Raw genomic sequence first — 17,570 nt, forward strand, 5'->3', positions numbered from 1 at the left:
CGGGTGGCGTCGACTCGCGGCCACACGGGGTGTGCCGGGTAGGACAGAGCCGAAGGTCCGGAGAGAATCCTCACGGGTCGGTGTGGCGGACTCGCCGGGTTGTTCCGAGCGAAGGCCCAGAAGCGGAGCGGGGCCCGGGAGCATCCCGGACCCCGTGGGTTGCTTGCTCGCGGCCGTTCGTGAGCAGGCGGGCTACTGCTGACCTTCGGGGCTGTGCGTCCCGGTGTCCTGGGGGTTGTGGTCGTTCATCATCCCGGAGCCGCCGGTGCCGGCGTCGTAGCCTTGCATTTCGTGGCCGGAGCCGCCGGTGCCGGCGTCATAGCCCTGAATCTCCCGGCCGGTGCCGCCGGAGCCGCCGGTTCCTCCGCTGGGGTGCGGCTGCGTGCCCTGGCCGCTACCTCCGGTGCCCTCCGCACCCGGGGTGGTCGTCGTCCCTTGGTGCTCACGGTTCTGATCCCTGCATCCTGTAACGGACATCGCCACCGCCACTGCACCGAGCACCATCCACCGATTGAAAGCCTGCATCGCGTTTCCTCCCTGAGTAGCGACTGGCCCAAGGCTGGAGGCGACCCTCGCGTGTTGCACCCCGTCCCCTCGGCCGTTGCACACGTACGCCCGGGCTGCGTCCAGGCGGCCAGGGGCAGGCTTTCGCCGGAGATGTCGCGGCCTCAGTCCACCCGCCGGAGCACGAGCAGCCCGTACTCCAGACCGCCGTCCATCAGCGCCTGCTGCAGGCGCAGGTGCTCGCGGCTGGACTCTCCGCGGCCGGCCTGAGCGAGCGCACGCAGGGGATGCTGGGAGGGGTGGGCCGAGGCGCGCTCATGCACCATCAATTCCAGCGTCAGCGACCAGAAGCCCACCACGCGCGAGGACACGTCGTCGCGCACCTCCAGCTCCAACCCCGCGGCGTGCGCGGCGGACAGGTATTCGTCGAGCGAGCCGATGCGCGTGCGCCAGTACCGGTCGAAGCCGGGAGCCAGCTCCGGACGACAGAGGAAGCAGTCGGCGATGGCCAGCACGCCGCCTGGCTTCAGCAACGTCCGCGCGTGGCGGAACCACTCTGCGCGCGGCAGGTAGCAGGTGCTCTCCACCGCGACCACCGCGTCGAAGGCCGCGCGGCCCGGAACGGAGAGGGCGTCACAGAGGATGGGGCGCACGCGCGTGCTCACGCCCGCGGCCTCCGCGAAGCCGCGCACCAACGCGACATGCGAGGGCACGTTCGTCACCGCCGTCACGCGCGCCTGGTGCTCGGTGGCCCAGTACATCGCGCCGCCACCCAGGCCACAGCCGACGTCCAGCACCTCGCCGCCGTCCGGGAAGCGGCCCACGGCGCGCGCCAGCTCCACCAGCAGCGCTTCCTGCGCGGAATGGACCGTGTCGCGCAGCACCTCCGAGGGCGCGCCGGGCGGCGGCACCCCGTCCACCAGCCCGGAGTGATAGTGCACGCGGGGGCCGGGACCATAGCGCTGGAGCAGCCGCTCCGTCTTCGCCTCGTAGTACGCGCTCACCTCGTCGCGCCTCCACTCGGGTTGCACGGCTTCGGCTCTCATGACTCCCCCTCTGGCAGCATCGGTTCGATGCGGCGCAGCGCCGCGTCCAGGCAGCGCAGGTTCAGTCGGCGCAGCGTCTGCGCGGCGGCGCGCGCCCAGGCCACCACCGCGTGACGGTCCGCCCCGGGCATGCTGGTGAAGCGCACGTCCCGCGTGCGGATGTCCTCCGCCACGTGCGCGGCCACGCCCAGCGCCCGGCCCGCCGCCGCCGCGCGGGGCTCCAGCACCGTGCCCGCCCACAACACGCGCAGGTACGCGGCCCACTGCTGGCCGGCGATGCCCTCCGCCACCTGGCGGAACAACGGCGCCGTCCAGTCGCTGGCGCGCACCTCCAGCGCCTGCGGGCCGGCGGCCACCGCCAGGGTGCGGACCGCCTCTTCCAGCACCGGGCCCGGCAGCCGCGCCTGCGTGCCGCACAGCGTGGCGAAGGCCAGGTTCTGGAGGATGAACTGCACGCACGGACCCACGCGGATGGGTGGGTCGTGGTACGTGCACTCGCCGTCGATGAGGTCGTCGGCGAGGTTGCCCGCGCTGAAGCTGAGGAAGAGCCCGGCGCCGCGCGCCATCAGGGCCTCGCGCGACAGACCGGCCTCCGCGCCCGCCTCGTAGAAGAGGGACAGGGGGCCCGGCTGCGCCGCCTCCAGCGCCGCGAGCACGTCCCGCTCCGACACCTCCGGTAGGCTCAGCCGGCGGAGCGCGCGCAGCGACTCCTGGTACAGGGCTCCGCCGCTCATCGGTACTCCCTGGGAAGGACCATGCGGAGCACGGCGCCGCCCCCGGCCGCGTTCTGCCGGTGCAGCATGCCGCCGCTGGCGCGCAGCAGGCACTCGCTGGTGTAGAGGCCCAGGCCCGTCGCGTGGGACTTGCTGGTGTACAGCGCCTCGGCGGGGCGGCCGAGCTGGCCGGGCGGGAAGCCGGGGCCATCATCCGTGATGGTGACCTCCAGGCGCCCGCTGAGCGGCTCCACGCGCGCATGGATGAGGACCCGCGCCGCGCCTTCCTCGCCGTTGCCCTCGCAGGCGTTGAGCACCAGGTTCTCCACCACCCGGCGCAGCGTGGGCGCGCCGCCGCGCATCAGGGCGCGCAGGGGCGGGGAGGGCTGCTCCACCTCCACCTGGATGTCCACGTCCGGGAAGCGCAGGCCCACGCTGGCCTGCACCGAGTCCAGCACCGGCGTCAGCTCCACGGGCTCCGGCTCCATGCCGGCATGGCGCCGCCCCTTGTTGCGGGCGTCCATCATCATGTCCCGTATCTGCGTCAGGTTGTCGTTGAGCTGCCGGAGCAGGTCGTCGAACTCGGTGCGGCCCGGGCCCGGGCGGTGCGCGCCCACCACGGCCAGCATGTCCGCCGCGCTGCCCGCCGCCATGAGCGCGTTGTCGATGTCGTGGTGGTAGCCCAGGATTTCCGACAGCGCCTGCGACAGGCGGCCCACGTCGCGCTCCTGCTGCTCCAGCAGTTGCGCGTGCACGGCGGCGCGCAGGCGCTCCGCGTCCGCGCGGGCCCGGTCATGCTGCACGGCGAAGGTCCCCAGGTAGAGCTGGGCGGTGAGCGCCGCGGGGCCGATGACGCCGAAGAGGGCCAGGTGTTCGTCGCTGCCGCGCAGGGGCAGGGCCAGCGCCAGGGCCAGCGCGGTGCCCAGGGCGAGGAAGGGCTGGCGCGGCGTCACCCGGTGCAGGCGGCCATGGAAGGCGGTGGTGAAGAGGAAGAGCGAGGCGATGACGGCGGCCCCTGGCGGCGCCGACAGGGCCATCAGCGCGGCCACGAAGAAGTGCATCGCCGCCACGCTGAAGATGAGCCACACCCAGCCCCAGGGCTCGATGCGGCGGCGCCGCCGGTGGACGAGCGAGAACAGGACGCCGCTGGCCAACATGGGCGCGGCGCACAGCAGCGCGGTGCCGAAGTGGATGCCGAAGAAGCTCCGCGCGCCGGGGGCCCAGGCCGTCATGGCCAGCAGGCTCGGCACGAAGGCGCAGAGCGCGAGCCACGCGCCCAGGCCCGAGGCGGCCAGCACCTCCGCGGCATCCTGGGCGCGCGTCCACCGCCGGAACGAGGACAGGACGGCCTGTCGCCCGGCGGAGCGCGGACTCATACGGTGGCGGACAGGATGTCACCCGCCGTACCCAGGCTGGACGACTCCTCGGTGGCGCGTTCGGCCCGGAGGTTCAGTTCATTGACGATGTCCGCGTTGCCGCGCTGGAGCAGCTGCACCGACACCTCGCCGCCCGCGAGCACGTGGTGGAGGGCCTCCACCACGGGCCGCAGTGCGGGGTTGAGCGTGCGCGCACCCAACGGGCCCTCCATCGCGCCCAGCTCATTGCAGCGCGCCAGGTAGGCGGTCAGCGCGTCGTCACGGACCGTGTCACCGCGCGGGCCGCCGAGCTCTGGCTTGAACGCGCGGCTTCGAGGCCGCGGCGTCGCGAGCGCGCCCGTGCGGGCATCCCAGCGCGGTGGGCATTCTCGTCGCGTGCGAAGTGGATGGAACCGGATTTCTCGGACTCTTGGCGTCATGCTGGCTTCCCCCCCCCGGGGCCCGGCACAGTCGTTTCACCCCCGAGCAAAGCGAAGGCGCCCCCGCGCCGTCAAACTCCCGGCCAGGCGAGTGTTGTCCAGCGTGTTCTCTTCACCCTTCAGGGCAGGCGGGTGATACGGGATGGACAGAGGGCGCGGTGGAAGAGGTGCGCGGAATGTCTCGAGTCTTGACGAAGCCGGGGCCGGTCACGGTGGCGGTCCTGACGTTGCTCGTCGCGATGGCCTCCATCCAGACGGGCGCTTCGCTGGCCAAGCAAGTCTTCCCCGTCTTGGGCGCGGCGGGGGCCACGGCGCTTCGCGTGTTCTTCGCGGCGCTCATCCTGGCGGCGGTGTTCCGGCCCTGGCGGCAGCGGCTCACCCGCGAGGACCTGCGGGCCGTGGCCATCTACGGCGCGGCGCTGGGCGGGATGAACCTGACCTTCTACCTGGCGCTGGAGCGCATCCCGCTAGGCATCGCCGTCGCCATTGAATTCACCGGGCCGCTCGCCCTGGCCATCTTCTCCACGCGACGGGCGCTCGACTTCGTGTGGGCGCTGCTGGCCCTGGCCGGCATCCTGCTGATTCTGCCGCTGTCGGAGACGTCGCGGGCGCTGGACTGGATGGGCGTCTTCTGGGCGCTGGTGGCCGCCACCTGCTGGGCGCTGTACATCCTCTTCGGTCAGCGGGCCGGAGGCACCGTCCACGGTGGCACGGCGGCGTCGCTGGGGATGTGCGTCGCGGCGCTGCTCGTCATGCCCTTCGGGGTCGCGCACGCGGGCATGAAGCTGCTGGACGTGTCGCTGCTGCCCATCATCCTCTGCGTGGCCGTGCTGTCGAGCGCGCTGCCGTACTCGCTGGAGATGTATGCCCTCAAGGCGCTCCCCACGCGCACGTTCGGCATCCTGATGAGCCTGGAGCCGGCGCTGGCCGCCGTGTCCGGGCTGCTGCTGCTGAAGGAGCGGCTGTCGCTGGTGCAATGGGCGGCCATCGGCTGCATCATCCTGGCGTCCGTGGGCAGCTCCGCCACGTCTCGCAAGCCCGTCGAAGTCGCCGCCGCGAGCTGACCGGAAGGGTCCGCCGACACCGTTCCCCGGGGGCGGGCCTGTCTTCGGGCTCGCAATGGGGCCCGGCGCCGGGCTAGAGGACGGCCTCATGCGTGACCGAATCCAGGCCGTGCTCCGCCAGCTTGCCCAGTCGCCCGACATGGAGGCGCGCTGGCTCCACACCCTGTCCCTGATGGAGTTCATCGGCGCGCGGAAGATTTCGCGCACCGTGGCGGACCGGCACCCGACGCTGGAGGTGCTGGGGCACCTGGCCGACGAGACGCGCCACGCCTTCGCCTTCAAGCGCCTGTCCGCCGAGGTCGCCGGCGCGGAAATCACCACGTTCCTCTGCCCGGAGGCCGCGGGCCGCTACTTCCAGGCGCTGGACCACGAGCTGGCCACCTGGGCGACGTCCTTCACGGGCGCGCCGGACGTCTATCTGCACTACCTGCTCACGACGACGGCCATCGAACGGCGCGCCATGGTGCTGTACCCGCTCTACAAGGCCGCGTCCCGCCAGCCGGCCGTGCGCGAGGAGCTGGGGCGCGTCGTCACCGAGGAGCAGAGCCACCGGCGCACCATCGAGGATGCGTGTGTCGAGCGCCTCACCGCCGTGGGCGCCACGCTGGACGCCGCGCTGGCGCTGGAAGAGCGGCTCTTCGCGGCCTTCATCGGTGAGCTGGAGGCCGCCGTGGCGCGGGAGTCGGGCGCCCAGTCCGCCTTCGTTCCGGCGCCTGGCGAGGACGTCGCGGCGCGGTCGCCGCAAGGGTGACTACAGCGCGTCGTCGTCGCTCACAGGCGCGCCCGTGCCATGGGCGCCTGACAGGACCAGCGTGCCGTCCATCAGCTCCGCGCGCAGGTTGCGGGCCTTGCGCGCCCGCTTGCGGCTGAGCTCCACGCCCACCGCGTCCAGACCCAGCGCGTTGGCCACGGCCAGCACGGTGCCGTGGCCACAGAAGGGGTCCACCACCGTGCGCGTGCGGGTGTGCTCCAGGATGAAGCGGCACGCGATGAGGCACGCTTCCACGCCCATGCCGCGCGTCCACGTCACCTCGCCCGCTTCGGGCAGGACGTCCGGCGTGGACTTCGCCATGTCCACGCGGACGCCGCGCGAGAAGCACAGCATGTGGGAGTACGCGGGCCGGCCGAACGTCACCGTCCCGGGCGGCCGCCGGCACACCACCTTGTGCCAGAGCAGGTCGACGCCCACCTCCTCCGCGGCGCGGGCCACCAGATAGCCCTTGTCCACCCAGGTGCCCTCGTCCTTCACGTCCGTCTGGTAGAAGATGGCCACCCCTTCGGGCGGCACGCGCGCGAGGATGAGCGCCGCGGCGCGGATGAACCAGGCCTTCCACTCCGCCAGCGAGAGGGACGGGAACTCGGACCAGTCCGGCAGGGACGCGATGGCCGAGCTGCCCTCCAGCACCGGCCGCGCCTCCAGCCACACGAGTGCGTCTTCGCAGTACACCGTGCGCTTCGCCGCGCCCGTGGCGCCTGCCTGTTCGTCCACCATGAGGCGCCGGAGTCTGCCAGAGCCGCGCGCACTCCGCGTCGGGCTGGTCAACACGCCCAAACCGTGGCTTGCTAGTGCTTCTGTAGATTTCTACAATCCTGTTTTATCTCGTTGCAACGGAGAGACGGAATGCCCACGACTTCAGCGAAAGACGGGACTTCGCTCCACTACCGTGTCGTGGGTGAGGGTCCGCGCACGGTCATCCTGGTCCACGGTTGGATGGTATCAGGCGCCGTCTGGGACGCGCTGGTGGAGCGCCTGGACCTGACGGGGCTGCGGCTGGTGATTCCGGACATGCGGGGCTCCGGTCAGTCGGGCCGGCCGGACGGAGGCTTCAGCCTGGAGTCGCTGGCGCGCGACGTGCTGGCCGTGGCGGACGCCGTGGACGCGCGGCGCTTCACGCTGGTGGGGCACAGCATGGGCGGCCAGCTGGTGAAGTGGGTGGCCGCGGAAGTGCCGGCGCGCGTGGAGGGGCTGGTGCTCCTCAACACGGTGCCCGCCGCGGGGCTTCCGCTGCCTCCGGATGCGGCGGGGCTGTTCCGCACGTCGGCGGACAGCCGCGAGAAGAAGCAGACCATCCTCGGGCTCGCGTGCAAGCAGCTGTCGCCGGAGGCCCTGGAGGCGTTGGTGAAGGACTCGATGGGCGTCAGCCCGGCGGCCATCGAGCACGTCTTCGACGCGTGGACGGCGGGTGGCTTCGCCGACAAGCTGGCCTCGATTACTGCGCCCACGCTGGTGTTGGCCACGGACGACGCCTTCCTGCCGGCGGCCTTCCTGCGGGAGGCGGTGGTGTCGAGGATTCGCGGCGCGCGCCTGTCGTACCTTCCCGGCCCCGGTCACTACCCACAGGTGGAGCGCCCGGCGGAGACGGCGGCGCTGGTGTCCGCCTTCCTCGCCGGCTCCCTGCCGGCCTGAGCGCCCGCTTCGAGGAGGCAGCACGATGGCCTGGAACATGTCCTTCGAGTACGACGCGCTGAACGACGTCGTCACCGCGTACTTCACCGACTGTGTGTTGGTGAATGAGGCGGACGTCCTTCGCTGGCGGAAGGAAGTCGAGGAGCACCTTTCCAAGTATCCGCCCAAGGTGGACCTCCTCATCAACCTGGACGGGCTGGTGGTGAAGTTCACCGCCGGCCGCGTCTTCGGCAAGGAGCGGCGCGAGGTGCTGGAGCGCTACACGCACCGCTCGTACCGCTTCGGTGGTGATGAGATGACGCGCATGTTCGTGCTCACCAGCGGCGCCATCAACGGCGCGGCCGTCAATCACTACGCCACGCGCGACGAGGCGCTGGCCGCGCTCCACGCCGAGCGCGAGGCGCTGCGCAAGCGGGGCTTCTCGCCCTTTGGCGGTGGCTTCGCCGGCAGCAAGGTCTGAGGCGGGCTGAGGGGGCCTCACACGCCCGCGAACCACTCGTAGCCGCGGTCCTCCCAGTAGCCTCCGGAGGGCTCGGGCAGGAAGTTCACCTCGGTGAGGTACTTCACCATCTTGTAGCCCAGCTTCACGCCCGAATAGAGGCGCAGCGGCGCGCCGTGGCCGGGCGCCAGCGGCTGGCCGTTCATTCCGTAGGCCAGAATCGTCTGCGGATGGAAGGCGCTGGGCCGGTCCCAGGACGAGTAATAGCCCGCGTCGAACGAGCGCAGCTCCACGTAGCCCGCGCGGGTGTCCGCGCCCACGTGGCGGGCCAGCTCACTCAGGCGAACGCCATGCCAGGACGCCACCGCGCTCCAGCCTTCCACGCAGTGGTGGCGAATGCGCAGGTCCGTGCGCGGCAGGCGCTGGAGGGCGTCCAGCGTCAGCACGGTGGGGCGCGCCACGAGCCCGCCCACTCGGAGCGCCCATCCCGAGGGCGCGAGCGGCACCGTGTCGGAGATGAAGTACTCGGGGAACTTGCCTGGAGGCGTCGTCTCTTCGGGGGGCAGCTCCGGCGCCAGCCGGCGTTCGTCGAACAGCGCGGCCTGAGCGCGCGCGTTGAAGCGCTCCATGACGCCCAGGAAGCCCTCGCGAGGGCGGGTGCTGTCGCACGCGCTGGCCGTGAGCGCGGTGGTGCCCAGCAGCGCCGTGCGCCGCGTGAGGAGGTGTCTAGGCATCCGGCTTCCTTCCGCCCGTCACCATCTCCGCCAGGCTCCGCGGGTGGAGCAGCACCAGGGCGATGTGGCCCACGGTGAAGAGGGCGAGCAGCGCCAGGACGATGAGGTGGATGGCGCGCGCCGCGTCGTAGCCACCCAGCAGCGAAGTGAGCGCGCCGAGCTGCACGGGCTTGTAGAGGACCAGCCCGGAGAGCACCGCGAGCAGCCCCAGCGCCAGCGTGCCCGTGTACGCCAGCCGCTGGAGGCCGTTGTAGAGCCCCTGCGCGGGTGCGTGTCTTCGCACGCGCAGGTAGAAGGCGAGCGTGTCCAGGGCGTTGCGTGTATCGCGGCGGGGCAGGAAGAGGCGGCGGCGCCACTCACCGCTGAGGGCGAGGTAGAGCACGTACGCCACGCCGTTGAGGGTGAGGAACCACGCGAAGGCGAAGTGCCAGTGTCGGGCGCCGGCCAGCCAGCTCCCCAGCCGCATCCATTCGGGCGGGGGGATGCCCTGGAAGGGATACCAGCCGTAGGGCCGGCCCTGTGGGCCGAGCATCGGATAGGCGACGAGTATCTGGAGTCCGCTGGCCGCCATGATGAGCAGCAGCGGTACGTTGAGCCAGTGGGTGACTCGGATGAGCCACGGCTGAGGCCTGCGTCGTTCAGGGGCTTGCACGCGCGCGGAAGAAAGCACCCGGCGCCACGCGGGGTGGGCGCGGCTCGTCCCGCGTTGGTGGGCAGCCGTCATTCCGGGCGGGTGCCGTTCTCCCTACGTCGACGTGAGGACGGGCCCTGGCCTCGCGGGGCAGGGAGAGGCGGCGGGATTTCAGCGCGCACGATGCGCTCGAGCCCGTTCGTGCAAGTTGCAACCTGGAGAATGGTGGCAGGGACACAACCCCCTGGAATGACGGCGCCTTCGTGAGCCGTCGCCAGGCACGGCGCGTGCTCTTGGGGAGGGCACGACCATGCTCTCTTCTCCGCTGACCTCCCTGGTGTCCTCCCTGTTGTTGTCCCAGGCTCCCTCGCCGGAGCCGTCTCCCGCTGCCGAAGCCCCGGGCCTGCTGTCTCGCCTGGAGGTGGAAGGCGGGGTGGACGTCTACTTCGGCTACAACGCCAATCGCCCCGCCGACGGCGCCAGTTTCATCCCTGGTACGGGCACCACCGCCCGGCGGGACAACGAGGTCTCCATCAACCTCGCGTCGCTGGGCGTGTCGCTCGCGCCCGAGCCCGTGGGCTTCAAGGTGTTGCTGGGGTTTGGCACCGGCATGGAGGTGCTGCACCAGGCCGAGCCGGAAGGCCCGGCCATCGGGCCCGAGGTGTGGCGCCATCTCCAGCAGGCCACGGTGTCATACGCGACGGGGCCCCTGACGCTGGAGGCGGGCGTCTATCCCAGCCACATCGGTCTGGAGTCGTTCCAGTCGCAGCTCAACTGGACCTATACGCGCTCGTGGATGGGCGAGCTGTCGCCTTACTACCAATCCGGCCTCAAGGGCACCTGGGCCTTCGATGACGCGTGGAGCGCGCAGCTCCACCTGCTCAATGGCTGGCAGACGATTGGAGAGAACAACCGCGGCAAGGCGTTGGGCACGCAGGTGGCCTACGCGGGCACGCGGCTCTCCACCGCCCTCAACACCTTCGTGGGCGAAGAAGGTGACGGTGGCCTGCGGCTCTTCGTGGACGCCGTGGCCACCTGGAAGGTGACGCACGCCCTCGCGCTGGCCGCCACGGCGGACGTGGGCCGGCAGGCGCGTTCCGGACAGTCCGCGGCCTTGTGGTACGCGGCGGGCTTCAACGCGCGGATGCAACTCTCCGACGTCGTGGCCGTTGCCGCCCGGGTGGAGGCCTATCGCGACGAGGACGGGCTCATCACGGGGGTCGTCCAGACGTTGGCGGGCGGCACCCTCACCCTGGAGTTGAAGCCCGCAGAACACCTGGTCCTCAAGATGGAGGCGCGCCGCGACACCTCCACCGCAGACGTATTCACCGGCCGCGCCACGGGAGGGGATGGCGCACCCACGCTCGAGGACGCCGAGACGCTCGGGGTGCTCAGCGCCGTCGCCTGGTTCTGAACGGGAGCCCCATCTCATGGACCTCGTGCTCGTCCTTGTCACCACCGCTTTCTTCGCGCTCGCGTGGGCCTACGTCCACGGCTGCGAGCGCCTGTGAGGCACTGCCCGATGACTTTCGAATACGCCGCTGGCGCCGTCCTGTCCGTGTTGCTCGGTGCCTACCTCATCTACGCGCTGCTCCGCCCGGAGCGCTTCTAGGCCCCCACCATGTCCTTCATCGGTTGGTCGCAAATCCTGTTGTTCTTCGCCCTGGTGCTGGCGGTGACGAAGCCGCTGGGGGCCTATCTCTTCCGCGTCCTCGAAGGGGACACCCGTCCGCTGCCGCGCGTGCTGGGGCCCGTGGAGCGCCTGCTGCTGCGCCTGTGTGGCGCGGCGGACCGGCGCGAGCAGACGTGGGGGGCCTACGCGAGCTCGCTGCTGGCGTTCAGCCTCTTCAGCGTCCTCATCGTCTATGGCCTCCAGCGCGTGCAGCACCTGCTGCCGTTCAACCCGCAAGGGCTGGGCGCGGTGGGGCCGGAGCTGGCTTTCAACACCGCCGTCAGCTTCACCACGAACACCAACTGGCAGTCGTACGCGGGTGAGTCCACGCTCAGCTACTTCACGCAGATGGTGGCGCTGGCGTGGCAGAACTTCGTCTCCGCCGCCGCGGGCATGGGGGTCGCGCTGGCGCTGGCGCGGGGCTTCACCCGCCGTCCCGGTCCGGACGGGCAGAAGACGTTGGGCAACTTCTGGGTGGATGTGATGAACGCCACCCTCTACGTGCTGCTGCCGCTGTGCCTGGTCTACGCGCTCTTCCTGGTGTCGCAGGGCGTGCTCCAGAACTTCACGCCCTATGCGCAGGTCGTGACGCTGGAGGGCGCGAGTCAGACGCTGGCGCAGGGACCGGTGGCCTCGCAGGAGGCCATCAAGACGCTGGGCACCAACGGCGGCGGCTTCTTCAACGCCAACAGCGCGCATCCCTTCGAGAACCCCACGCCCCTCACCAACCTGGTGCAGATGCTGTCCATCTTCGCCATCCCAGCGGCCCTCACGTACACCTACGGGAAGATGGCGGGTGACCACCGGCAGGGCTGGGCCCTGCTCGCGGCGATGTCCGTCCTCTTCCTCGTAGGCGTGGCAGCGGTGTACGCGGCGGAGTCCCAGGCGAACCCGGCCGTGAGCGCCGCGGGGCAGGTGGCGCAGGCTGGGAACCTGGAGGGCAAGGAGGTGCGCAACGGCGTCGCGGCCTCCGCGCTCTTCGCGACTGTCACCACCGCGGCCTCGTGCGGCGCGGTGAACGCGATGCACGACAGCTTCACGCCCCTGGGCGGCCTGGTGCCCATGGTCAACATGCAGCTGGGCGAAGTCGTCTTCGGCGGCGTGGGCGCGGGCCTCTACGGCATCCTCGTCATGGTGGTGCTCAGCGTCTTCATCGCCGGGCTGATGGTGGGCCGCACGCCCGAATACCTCGGCAAGAAGATCGAGGCGCGGGAGATGAAGCTCGCGATGCTGTACGTGCTCATCTTCCCGCTCTTCACGCTGGGCTTCAGCGGGCTGGCATCCGTGCTGCCGCAGGGCGTGTCCTCGCTCAACAACGGGGGGCCGCACGGCCTGTCGGAAATCCTCTACGCGTACACCAGCGGCACGGCGAACAATGGCAGCGCCTTCGCGGGCCTCAACGCCAACACACCCTTCTGGAACATCACCCTGGGCGTGGCGATGCTCGGCGGACGCTTCCTGATGATGGTGCCCGCGCTGGCCATCGCCGGCTCCATGGTGGGGAAGAAGGTGGTGCCAGCGGGCCCGGGCACCCTCCCCACGCACGGCGTGCTCTTCACCGGTCTGCTGGTGAGCGTGATTGTCGTCGTCGGCGCGCTCACGTTCTTCCCCGCCCTCTCCTTGAGCCCCATCGTCGAGCACTTCCTCGCCGGGGCCGGAAAGCTCTACTGAGATGTCCTCGCCTGCCTCGAAACCGGCGTCGCTGCTGGACGCCTCCCTGCTCAAACTCGCGATGGTGGACAGCCTGCGCAAACTCCACCCGCGCGACGTGGCCCGCAACCCCGTCATGTTCGTGGTGTGGGCCGGGAGCCTGCTCACCACGGTGCTGGTGGTGAAGGACGTGGTGTCGCCGCGCCCGGATGCCGCGCCGCTGGGCTTCACCGTGCAAGTGATGCTGTGGCTGTGGTTCACCGTGCTCTTCGCCAACTTCGCGGAGGCCGTGGCGGAGGGCCGCGGCAAGGCCCAGGCTGGCGCCCTGCGGAAGATGCGCAAGGACACCACCGCGCGCCGCTGGAAGGACGGGCGCGAGGAGCGCGTGCCCGCGCCGGATCTGCGCAAGGGGGACGAAGTGATTTGCGAGGCCGGGGACCTCATCCCCGGTGACGGTGAGGTGGTGGAGGGCATCGCCAGCGTGGACGAGTCCGCGATTACCGGCGAGTCCGCGCCCGTCATCCGGGAGTCGGGCGGCGACCGCTCGGCGGTGACGGGCGGGACGAAGGTGCTCTCCGACCGCATCCGCGTCCGCATCTCCGCCAACCCCGGCGACTCCTTCCTGGACCGGATGATTGGCCTGGTGGAGGGCGCGGCCCGGCAGAAGACGCCCAACGAGGTGGCGCTCCACATCCTGCTGGTGGGGCTCACCCTCATCTTCTTGTTGGCGTGCGTGACGCTGGTCCCGCTGGCGCTCTATTCGGGCGTGCCGTTGTCGGGCACTGCGGTGGTGGCGCTGCTGGTGTGCCTCATCCCCACGACGATTGGCGGCCTGTTGAGCGCCATTGGCATCGCGGGCATGGACCGGCTGCTGCGCAAGAACGTGCTGGCCATGAGCGGCCGCGCGGTGGAGGCGGCGGGTGACGTGGACACGCTGCTGCTCGACAAGACGGGGACGATTACCCTGGGCAACCGCATGGCCACGGAGCTGCTCCCCATGTCGGGCGTGCGGATGGAGGAGCTGGCCGAGGCCGCGCAGCTCGCCAGCCTCGCGGATGAGACGCCCGAGGGACGCTCCATCGTCACGCTGGTGAAGGACACGTACAAGATGCGCCCGCGCGAACTGCAGGCGCACCACGCGACCTTCGTGCCCTTCACCGCGCAGACGCGCATGAGCGGCTGTGACCTGGTGGACCCGCACCCGCGCAGCATCCGCAAGGGCGCGGTGGACGCCATCATCGCGTACGTCCGCTCCCAGGGCGGCGCGGTGCCGGACGAGCTGGCGCAGGCATCGGGCAGCATTGGCGACGCGGGAGGGACGCCGCTGGCGGTGGCGGACGGTGCGCGGCTGCTGGGCATCATCCACCTGAAGGACGTGGTGAAGGGCGGCATCAAGGAGCGCTTCGACCGCTTCCGCGCCATGGGCATCCGCACGGTGATGATTACGGGCGACAACCCGCGCACGGCGGCGGCCATTGCACGCGAGGCGGGCGTGGATGACTTCCTGGCCGAGGCGACCCCCGAGGCCAAGCTGGCCCTCATCCGCACCGAGCAGGGGCGCGGCAAGCTGGTGGCCATGACGGGCGACGGCACCAACGACGCGCCCGCGCTGGCCCAGGCGGACGTGGGCGTGGCGATGAACACCGGCACCCAGGCGGCGAAGGAGGCCGGGAACATGGTGGACCTGGACTCCAACCCCACCAAGCTGCTGGAGGTGGTGGAGGTGGGCAAGCAGTTGTTGATGACGCGCGGCACGTTGACGACCTTCTCCATCGCCAACGACGTGGCGAAGTACTTCGCCATCCTCCCGGCGCTCTTCATGGGGGTCTTCCCCCAGATTGCGCCGCTCAACGTGATGGGGCTGTCCTCGCCGTTCAGCGCGGTGTTGTCGGCCGTCATCTTCAACGCGCTCATCATCATCCTGCTCATCCCCCTGGCGCTGAAGGGTGTCCGCTACCGCCCGCTGGGCGCCGAGGCCCTGCTGCGGCGCAGCCTGCTGCTGTACGGCGTGGGCGGCGTCATCGTTCCCTTCGTGGGCATCAAGGTCATCGACGTGCTGATTGGCGCCATGGGTCTGGCGTGAAAGGACTTATCCCCATGTTCTCCACATTCCTCACGGCCCTGCGCACGTGCGTCGTCACGATGGTGCTCACGGGCCTGCTGTACCCGCTGGCCGTCACCGGGCTGGCGCAGCTCCTCTTTCCGGGGGAGGCCAACGGCTCGTGGGTGAAGGACGGCCGGGGCCGCGTGGTGGGCAGCGCGCTCATCGGCCAGGGCTTCACCCGGGCGGGGTACTTCCATCCGCGTCCTTCCGCCGCTGGCCCGGGCTACGACGGCGCGGCGTCCTCGGGCAGCAACCTGGGGCCCACGTCGCTGAAGCTGAAGGAACGCGCGGCGGCCGAACTGGAGCGCCTGCGCCGGGAGAATCCGGAGGCGGCGGGGGCCGTTCCCGCCGAACTGGTGACGACGTCCGCGTCCGGGTTGGACCCGCACCTGTCGCCGGAGGCGGCACGCTGGCAGGCGGCGCGGGTGGCGCGGGCGCGGGGCCTGGCGCCGGAGCGGGTGCTGAACGTGGTGGACGCGCTGGTGGAGGGGCGGACCTTCGGCGTGCTGGGCGAGCCGCGCGTCAACGTCCTGCTGTTGAACCTCGCGTTGGACAGGCGCTTCGGGCCGCTTCCGGACGCGGCGCCGGGCGTGGGGGGCGGAGCCTCACCGGGCCAGGGCGCACCTTGAGCGACGTGGGGGCACGCGCATTCACCACGTGAGATTCGCCGGGCGCGAGGGCATCCTTGCCCCGGCGCCCCACCGGATGGGCAGAGGATGACGATGACGCGGCGCTCGCGCGCGGAGGACTTCCTGGAGCTGGTGGAGCGGGGCAGGCGCGGCCGGCTCAAGCTCTACATCGGCTTCGCGGCCGGGGTGGGGAAGACGTACCGGATGCTGGAGGAGGCACACGCGCTGAAGCGGCGCGGCGTGGACGTGGTGCTGGGCTTCGTCGAGTCGCACGGCCGCGCGGACACACAGGCGCTGGTGGAGGGCCTGGAGGTGGTTCCGCGCAAGCAGTACACCTACCGCGACGTCACCGTGGAGGAGATGGACCTGGACGCGGTACTCGCGCGCAAGCCCCAGGTGGCGGTGGTGGACGAGCTGGCCCACACCAACCTGCCGGTGTGCCGCCACCGCAAGCGCTACCAGGACGTGCAGGCGTTGCTGGACGCGGGCATCAACGTCATCGGGGCCTTCAACGTCCAGCACCTGGAGAGCCTCAACGACCTGGTGGAGCGCGCCACCGGCGTCACCGTGCGGGAGACACTGCCCGACAGCTTCCTCAAGGCCGCCGACCAGGTGGTGAACCTGGACCTGGCGGTGGAGGACCTGCATGAGCGGCTCCGGACGGGGAAGATCTACGCGCAGGACAAGGTGCCGCGGGCGCTGGAGCGCTTCTTCAAGGATGAGAACCTGGCCACCCTGCGCGAGCTGGCGCTGCGTGAGGTGGCGGAGAGCCTGGAGCGCGCCACCGCGAGGCCGCCTTCGGAGGAGGGAGATGAGGGGCCGCAGCGGGGCGCGGCGTGGGGCCGGGTGCTGGTGGCGCTGTCCAGCTATCCCCGGCACGCGGCGACGCTGCTGCGCCGGGGCTCCCGGATGGCGGGCCGGCTGAACACGGACTGGTTCGTCGTGTACGTGGAGACGCCGCGCGAGGCGCCGCACCTCATCGACGCGGAGGCGCAGCGGCACCTGCTGACGAACATCGAGAAGGCGAAGGAGCTGGGCGCGGAGGTGGTGCGCCTGCGGGCCACGGACCCGGTGAAGAGCATCCTGGACTTCGCGCGCTCGCACGGCGTGGGCCACATCATCGTCGGCCGTTCGCATCAGCCGTGGTGGAAGCAGCGGCTGGGGCGCGCGGTGGACATGCGGCTGGTGCGTGAAGGCCGGGGCTTCGACATCCACGTGGTGGCCTTCGAGCCGCGCGAGGAGGGACGCCGCCCATGACGCTGCGAGCCCGGTTGTTGTTGGCGCAGGCGCCCCTGGCCCTGGCGCTGTTGTTGGTGGGCGTGGTGGCGGTGGTGACGTTGTCCCAGGTGGGGCGTTCTGGGCCTCGCGTGCTTCAGGACAACTACCGCAGTGTGCTGGCCGCGCAGGAGATGATGGCGCATCTGGAGCGCATGGACAGCGGGGCGCTCTTCATCATCGCGGGCGAGCGGCGGCGCGGGCTGACGCAGCAGGCGGCGCAGCGCGAGCGCTTGGAGTCGCAGTTGCGGGTGCAGGAAGGCAACGTCACCGAGCCCGCCGAGGACGCGGCGACGCTCCAGTTGCGCGCGGCCTGGCGGCGTTACCAGGAGGCCTACGACGGGTTCCTCGCCCAGTCATCGCCGGAGGCGGCGCGGGAGGCGTACTTCGGTGTTCTCGAGCCGGCCTTTCTGGAGGTGACGGGAGCGGCCCGGGCCATCCTGGACCTGAACCAGGACGCCATGGTGCGCAAGAGCGATGCGTTGCAGCGGCAGAGCGCGCGGGTGAACACGGTGATGGTGGCGGCGGTGCTGGTGGCCTTCGTGGTGGGGTTGTTCGCCTCGCAGTCGCTGACGGACCGGGCGCTCCGTCCGATGTCGGTGCTGTCGCAGGCGGTGCGGCGCCTGGGCGAGGGCGACTACGCGGCGCGCGCGGTGGTGGAGGGACAGGACGAAATCGCCCAGGTGGGGCGGGACTTCAACGCCATGGCGGAGGCGCTTCAGCAGTACCGGCGCAGCAGCCTGGGGGAGTTGCTCCAGGCGCAGGCGGCATCTCAGGCGGCCATCGACAGCCTGCCGGACCCGGTGGTGGTGTTCGGCGAGGACGGAGGGCTGCTCAACGTCAACCGCGCGGCGGAGGACGTGCTGCGGCTGTCGCTGGAAGCGGGCGGGGACATGCTGGGGCGGGT

19 protein-coding genes are annotated in these 17,570 nt (G+C 70.9%); 11 read left to right on the forward strand and 8 right to left on the reverse strand.

Features of this window, described 5'->3' with window-relative positions:
- Positions 1 to 192 precede the first annotated feature (192 nt).
- The 5 genes from HNV26_RS21555 to HNV26_RS38535 form a co-directional block, all read right to left on the reverse strand.
- Positions 193 to 525 (reverse strand): hypothetical protein, encoded by a 333-nt coding sequence (locus tag HNV26_RS21555; RefSeq protein WP_171442491.1) that lies wholly within the window; start codon positions 523 to 525, stop codon positions 193 to 195.
- A 143-nt stretch (positions 526 to 668) separates the two neighbouring features.
- A complete protein-coding gene (locus tag HNV26_RS21560; RefSeq protein ID WP_171442492.1) occupies positions 669 to 1,550 on the reverse strand; it encodes an SAM-dependent methyltransferase in 882 nt (293 codons plus the stop codon).
- Positions 1,547 to 2,284: a hypothetical protein gene (locus tag HNV26_RS21565; RefSeq protein ID WP_171442493.1), complete on the reverse strand. Its 738-nt coding sequence runs from the start codon at positions 2,282 to 2,284 to the stop codon at positions 1,547 to 1,549. Before HNV26_RS21565 ends, HNV26_RS21560 begins: the two co-directional genes overlap by 4 nt.
- Positions 2,281 to 3,639 carry a sensor histidine kinase gene (locus tag HNV26_RS21570; protein ID WP_171442494.1) on the reverse strand — a complete coding sequence of 453 codons (1,359 nt, stop codon included), beginning with the start codon at positions 3,637 to 3,639 and terminating at the stop codon, positions 2,281 to 2,283. The genes HNV26_RS21565 and HNV26_RS21570 overlap by 4 nt, the downstream gene beginning before the upstream one ends.
- Positions 3,636 to 4,058 (reverse strand): hypothetical protein, encoded by a 423-nt coding sequence (locus HNV26_RS38535; protein WP_253816872.1) that lies wholly within the window; start codon positions 4,056 to 4,058, stop codon positions 3,636 to 3,638. Before HNV26_RS38535 ends, HNV26_RS21570 begins: the two co-directional genes overlap by 4 nt.
- 176 nt (positions 4,059 to 4,234) lie before the next feature.
- On the opposite strand from HNV26_RS38535, the gene HNV26_RS21580 reads away from it, so the two are divergent.
- Together HNV26_RS21580 and HNV26_RS21585 are read left to right on the forward strand one after the other, a co-directional pair.
- A complete protein-coding gene (locus tag HNV26_RS21580) occupies positions 4,235 to 5,122 on the forward strand; it encodes an EamA family transporter (protein ID WP_171442495.1) in 888 nt (295 codons plus the stop codon).
- A gap of 88 nt (positions 5,123 to 5,210) precedes the next feature.
- Positions 5,211 to 5,873: a hypothetical protein gene (locus tag HNV26_RS21585; protein ID WP_171442496.1), complete on the forward strand. Its 663-nt coding sequence runs from the start codon at positions 5,211 to 5,213 to the stop codon at positions 5,871 to 5,873.
- On the opposite strand, the gene HNV26_RS21590 is transcribed toward HNV26_RS21585, so the two are convergent.
- Positions 5,874 to 6,614, reverse strand: coding sequence for a DNA methyltransferase (locus HNV26_RS21590; protein ID WP_171442497.1), 741 nt, complete (start codon positions 6,612 to 6,614; stop codon positions 5,874 to 5,876).
- 129 nt (positions 6,615 to 6,743) lie between these two features.
- Between HNV26_RS21590 and HNV26_RS21595 the strand changes: the two genes are divergently transcribed.
- Complete coding sequence (locus HNV26_RS21595; protein WP_171442498.1) at positions 6,744 to 7,529, forward strand: alpha/beta fold hydrolase; 786 nt, start codon at positions 6,744 to 6,746, stop codon at positions 7,527 to 7,529.
- A gap of 25 nt (positions 7,530 to 7,554) precedes the next feature.
- Entirely contained in the window at positions 7,555 to 7,989 is a 435-nt protein-coding gene (locus HNV26_RS21600; RefSeq protein ID WP_171442499.1) for a hypothetical protein, read from the forward strand.
- A gap of 17 nt (positions 7,990 to 8,006) precedes the next feature.
- Here the strand turns inward: HNV26_RS21600 and HNV26_RS21605 are convergent, their stop codons facing one another.
- Together HNV26_RS21605 and HNV26_RS21610 are read right to left on the reverse strand one after the other, a co-directional pair.
- Positions 8,007 to 8,702, reverse strand: coding sequence for a molybdopterin-dependent oxidoreductase (locus HNV26_RS21605; protein ID WP_171442500.1), 696 nt, complete (start codon positions 8,700 to 8,702; stop codon positions 8,007 to 8,009).
- Positions 8,695 to 9,372, reverse strand: coding sequence for a cytochrome b/b6 domain-containing protein (locus HNV26_RS21610; RefSeq protein WP_171442516.1), 678 nt, complete (start codon positions 9,370 to 9,372; stop codon positions 8,695 to 8,697). Before HNV26_RS21610 ends, HNV26_RS21605 begins: the two co-directional genes overlap by 8 nt.
- A 271-nt stretch (positions 9,373 to 9,643) precedes the next feature.
- Here HNV26_RS21610 and HNV26_RS21615 point away from each other — a divergent pair, with 271 nt between their 5' ends.
- The 7 genes from HNV26_RS21615 to HNV26_RS21645 all read left to right on the forward strand — a co-directional run.
- A complete protein-coding gene (locus HNV26_RS21615) occupies positions 9,644 to 10,747 on the forward strand; it encodes an outer membrane beta-barrel protein (protein WP_171442501.1) in 1,104 nt (367 codons plus the stop codon).
- A 108-nt stretch (positions 10,748 to 10,855) separates the two neighbouring features.
- Positions 10,856 to 10,945, forward strand: a complete 90-nt coding sequence (gene kdpF, locus HNV26_RS21620; RefSeq protein WP_140786629.1) for a K(+)-transporting ATPase subunit F — start codon at positions 10,856 to 10,858, stop codon at positions 10,943 to 10,945.
- Positions 10,946 to 10,954: 9 nt separating this feature from the next.
- A complete protein-coding gene (kdpA, locus tag HNV26_RS21625) occupies positions 10,955 to 12,676 on the forward strand; it encodes a potassium-transporting ATPase subunit KdpA (RefSeq protein WP_171442502.1) in 1,722 nt (573 codons plus the stop codon).
- A gap of 1 nt (position 12,677) precedes the next feature.
- Positions 12,678 to 14,738: a potassium-transporting ATPase subunit KdpB gene (kdpB, locus tag HNV26_RS21630; RefSeq protein WP_171442503.1), complete on the forward strand. Its 2,061-nt coding sequence runs from the start codon at positions 12,678 to 12,680 to the stop codon at positions 14,736 to 14,738.
- Positions 14,739 to 14,752: 14 nt separating this feature from the next.
- Positions 14,753 to 15,388: a potassium-transporting ATPase subunit KdpC gene (kdpC, locus tag HNV26_RS21635; protein WP_171442504.1), complete on the forward strand. Its 636-nt coding sequence runs from the start codon at positions 14,753 to 14,755 to the stop codon at positions 15,386 to 15,388.
- Positions 15,389 to 15,475: 87 nt separating this feature from the next.
- Positions 15,476 to 16,645: a sensor protein KdpD gene (locus HNV26_RS21640; RefSeq protein WP_171442505.1), complete on the forward strand. Its 1,170-nt coding sequence runs from the start codon at positions 15,476 to 15,478 to the stop codon at positions 16,643 to 16,645.
- Positions 16,642 to 17,570, forward strand: a 929-nt coding sequence (locus HNV26_RS21645) for a methyl-accepting chemotaxis protein (protein WP_171452863.1), incomplete at its 3' end; no start/stop codon positions are given. The genes HNV26_RS21640 and HNV26_RS21645, both read left to right, overlap by 4 nt.

The sequence above is a fragment of the Myxococcus xanthus genome, from assembly GCF_013116825.1.
Classification (GTDB): domain Bacteria; phylum Myxococcota; class Myxococcia; order Myxococcales; family Myxococcaceae; genus Myxococcus; species Myxococcus xanthus_B.

What these genes read in the sequence shown, in the direction of transcription:
- HNV26_RS21555 (WP_171442491.1), bottom strand. Translation starts at nt 525, where the DNA reads ATGCAGGCTTTCAATCGGTGGATGGTGCTCGGTGCAGTGGCGGTGGCG.
- HNV26_RS21560 (WP_171442492.1), bottom strand. Translation starts at nt 1,550, where the DNA reads ATGAGAGCCGAAGCCGTGCAACCCGAGTGGAGGCGCGACGAGGTGAGC.
- HNV26_RS21565 (WP_171442493.1), bottom strand. Translation starts at nt 2,284, where the DNA reads ATGAGCGGCGGAGCCCTGTACCAGGAGTCGCTGCGCGCGCTCCGCCGG.
- HNV26_RS21570 (WP_171442494.1), bottom strand. Translation starts at nt 3,639, where the DNA reads ATGAGTCCGCGCTCCGCCGGGCGACAGGCCGTCCTGTCCTCGTTCCGG.
- HNV26_RS38535 (WP_253816872.1), bottom strand. Translation starts at nt 4,058, where the DNA reads ATGACGCCAAGAGTCCGAGAAATCCGGTTCCATCCACTTCGCACGCGA.
- HNV26_RS21580 (WP_171442495.1), top strand. Translation starts at nt 4,235, where the DNA reads ATGTCTCGAGTCTTGACGAAGCCGGGGCCGGTCACGGTGGCGGTCCTG.
- HNV26_RS21585 (WP_171442496.1), top strand. Translation starts at nt 5,211, where the DNA reads ATGCGTGACCGAATCCAGGCCGTGCTCCGCCAGCTTGCCCAGTCGCCC.
- HNV26_RS21590 (WP_171442497.1), bottom strand. Translation starts at nt 6,614, where the DNA reads ATGGTGGACGAACAGGCAGGCGCCACGGGCGCGGCGAAGCGCACGGTG.
- HNV26_RS21595 (WP_171442498.1), top strand. Translation starts at nt 6,744, where the DNA reads ATGCCCACGACTTCAGCGAAAGACGGGACTTCGCTCCACTACCGTGTC.
- HNV26_RS21600 (WP_171442499.1), top strand. Translation starts at nt 7,555, where the DNA reads ATGGCCTGGAACATGTCCTTCGAGTACGACGCGCTGAACGACGTCGTC.
- HNV26_RS21605 (WP_171442500.1), bottom strand. Translation starts at nt 8,702, where the DNA reads ATGCCTAGACACCTCCTCACGCGGCGCACGGCGCTGCTGGGCACCACC.
- HNV26_RS21615 (WP_171442501.1), top strand. Translation starts at nt 9,644, where the DNA reads ATGCTCTCTTCTCCGCTGACCTCCCTGGTGTCCTCCCTGTTGTTGTCC.
- kdpF (WP_140786629.1), top strand. Translation starts at nt 10,856, where the DNA reads ATGACTTTCGAATACGCCGCTGGCGCCGTCCTGTCCGTGTTGCTCGGT.
- kdpA (WP_171442502.1), top strand. Translation starts at nt 10,955, where the DNA reads ATGTCCTTCATCGGTTGGTCGCAAATCCTGTTGTTCTTCGCCCTGGTG.
- kdpB (WP_171442503.1), top strand. Translation starts at nt 12,678, where the DNA reads ATGTCCTCGCCTGCCTCGAAACCGGCGTCGCTGCTGGACGCCTCCCTG.
- kdpC (WP_171442504.1), top strand. Translation starts at nt 14,753, where the DNA reads ATGTTCTCCACATTCCTCACGGCCCTGCGCACGTGCGTCGTCACGATG.
- HNV26_RS21640 (WP_171442505.1), top strand. Translation starts at nt 15,476, where the DNA reads ATGACGATGACGCGGCGCTCGCGCGCGGAGGACTTCCTGGAGCTGGTG.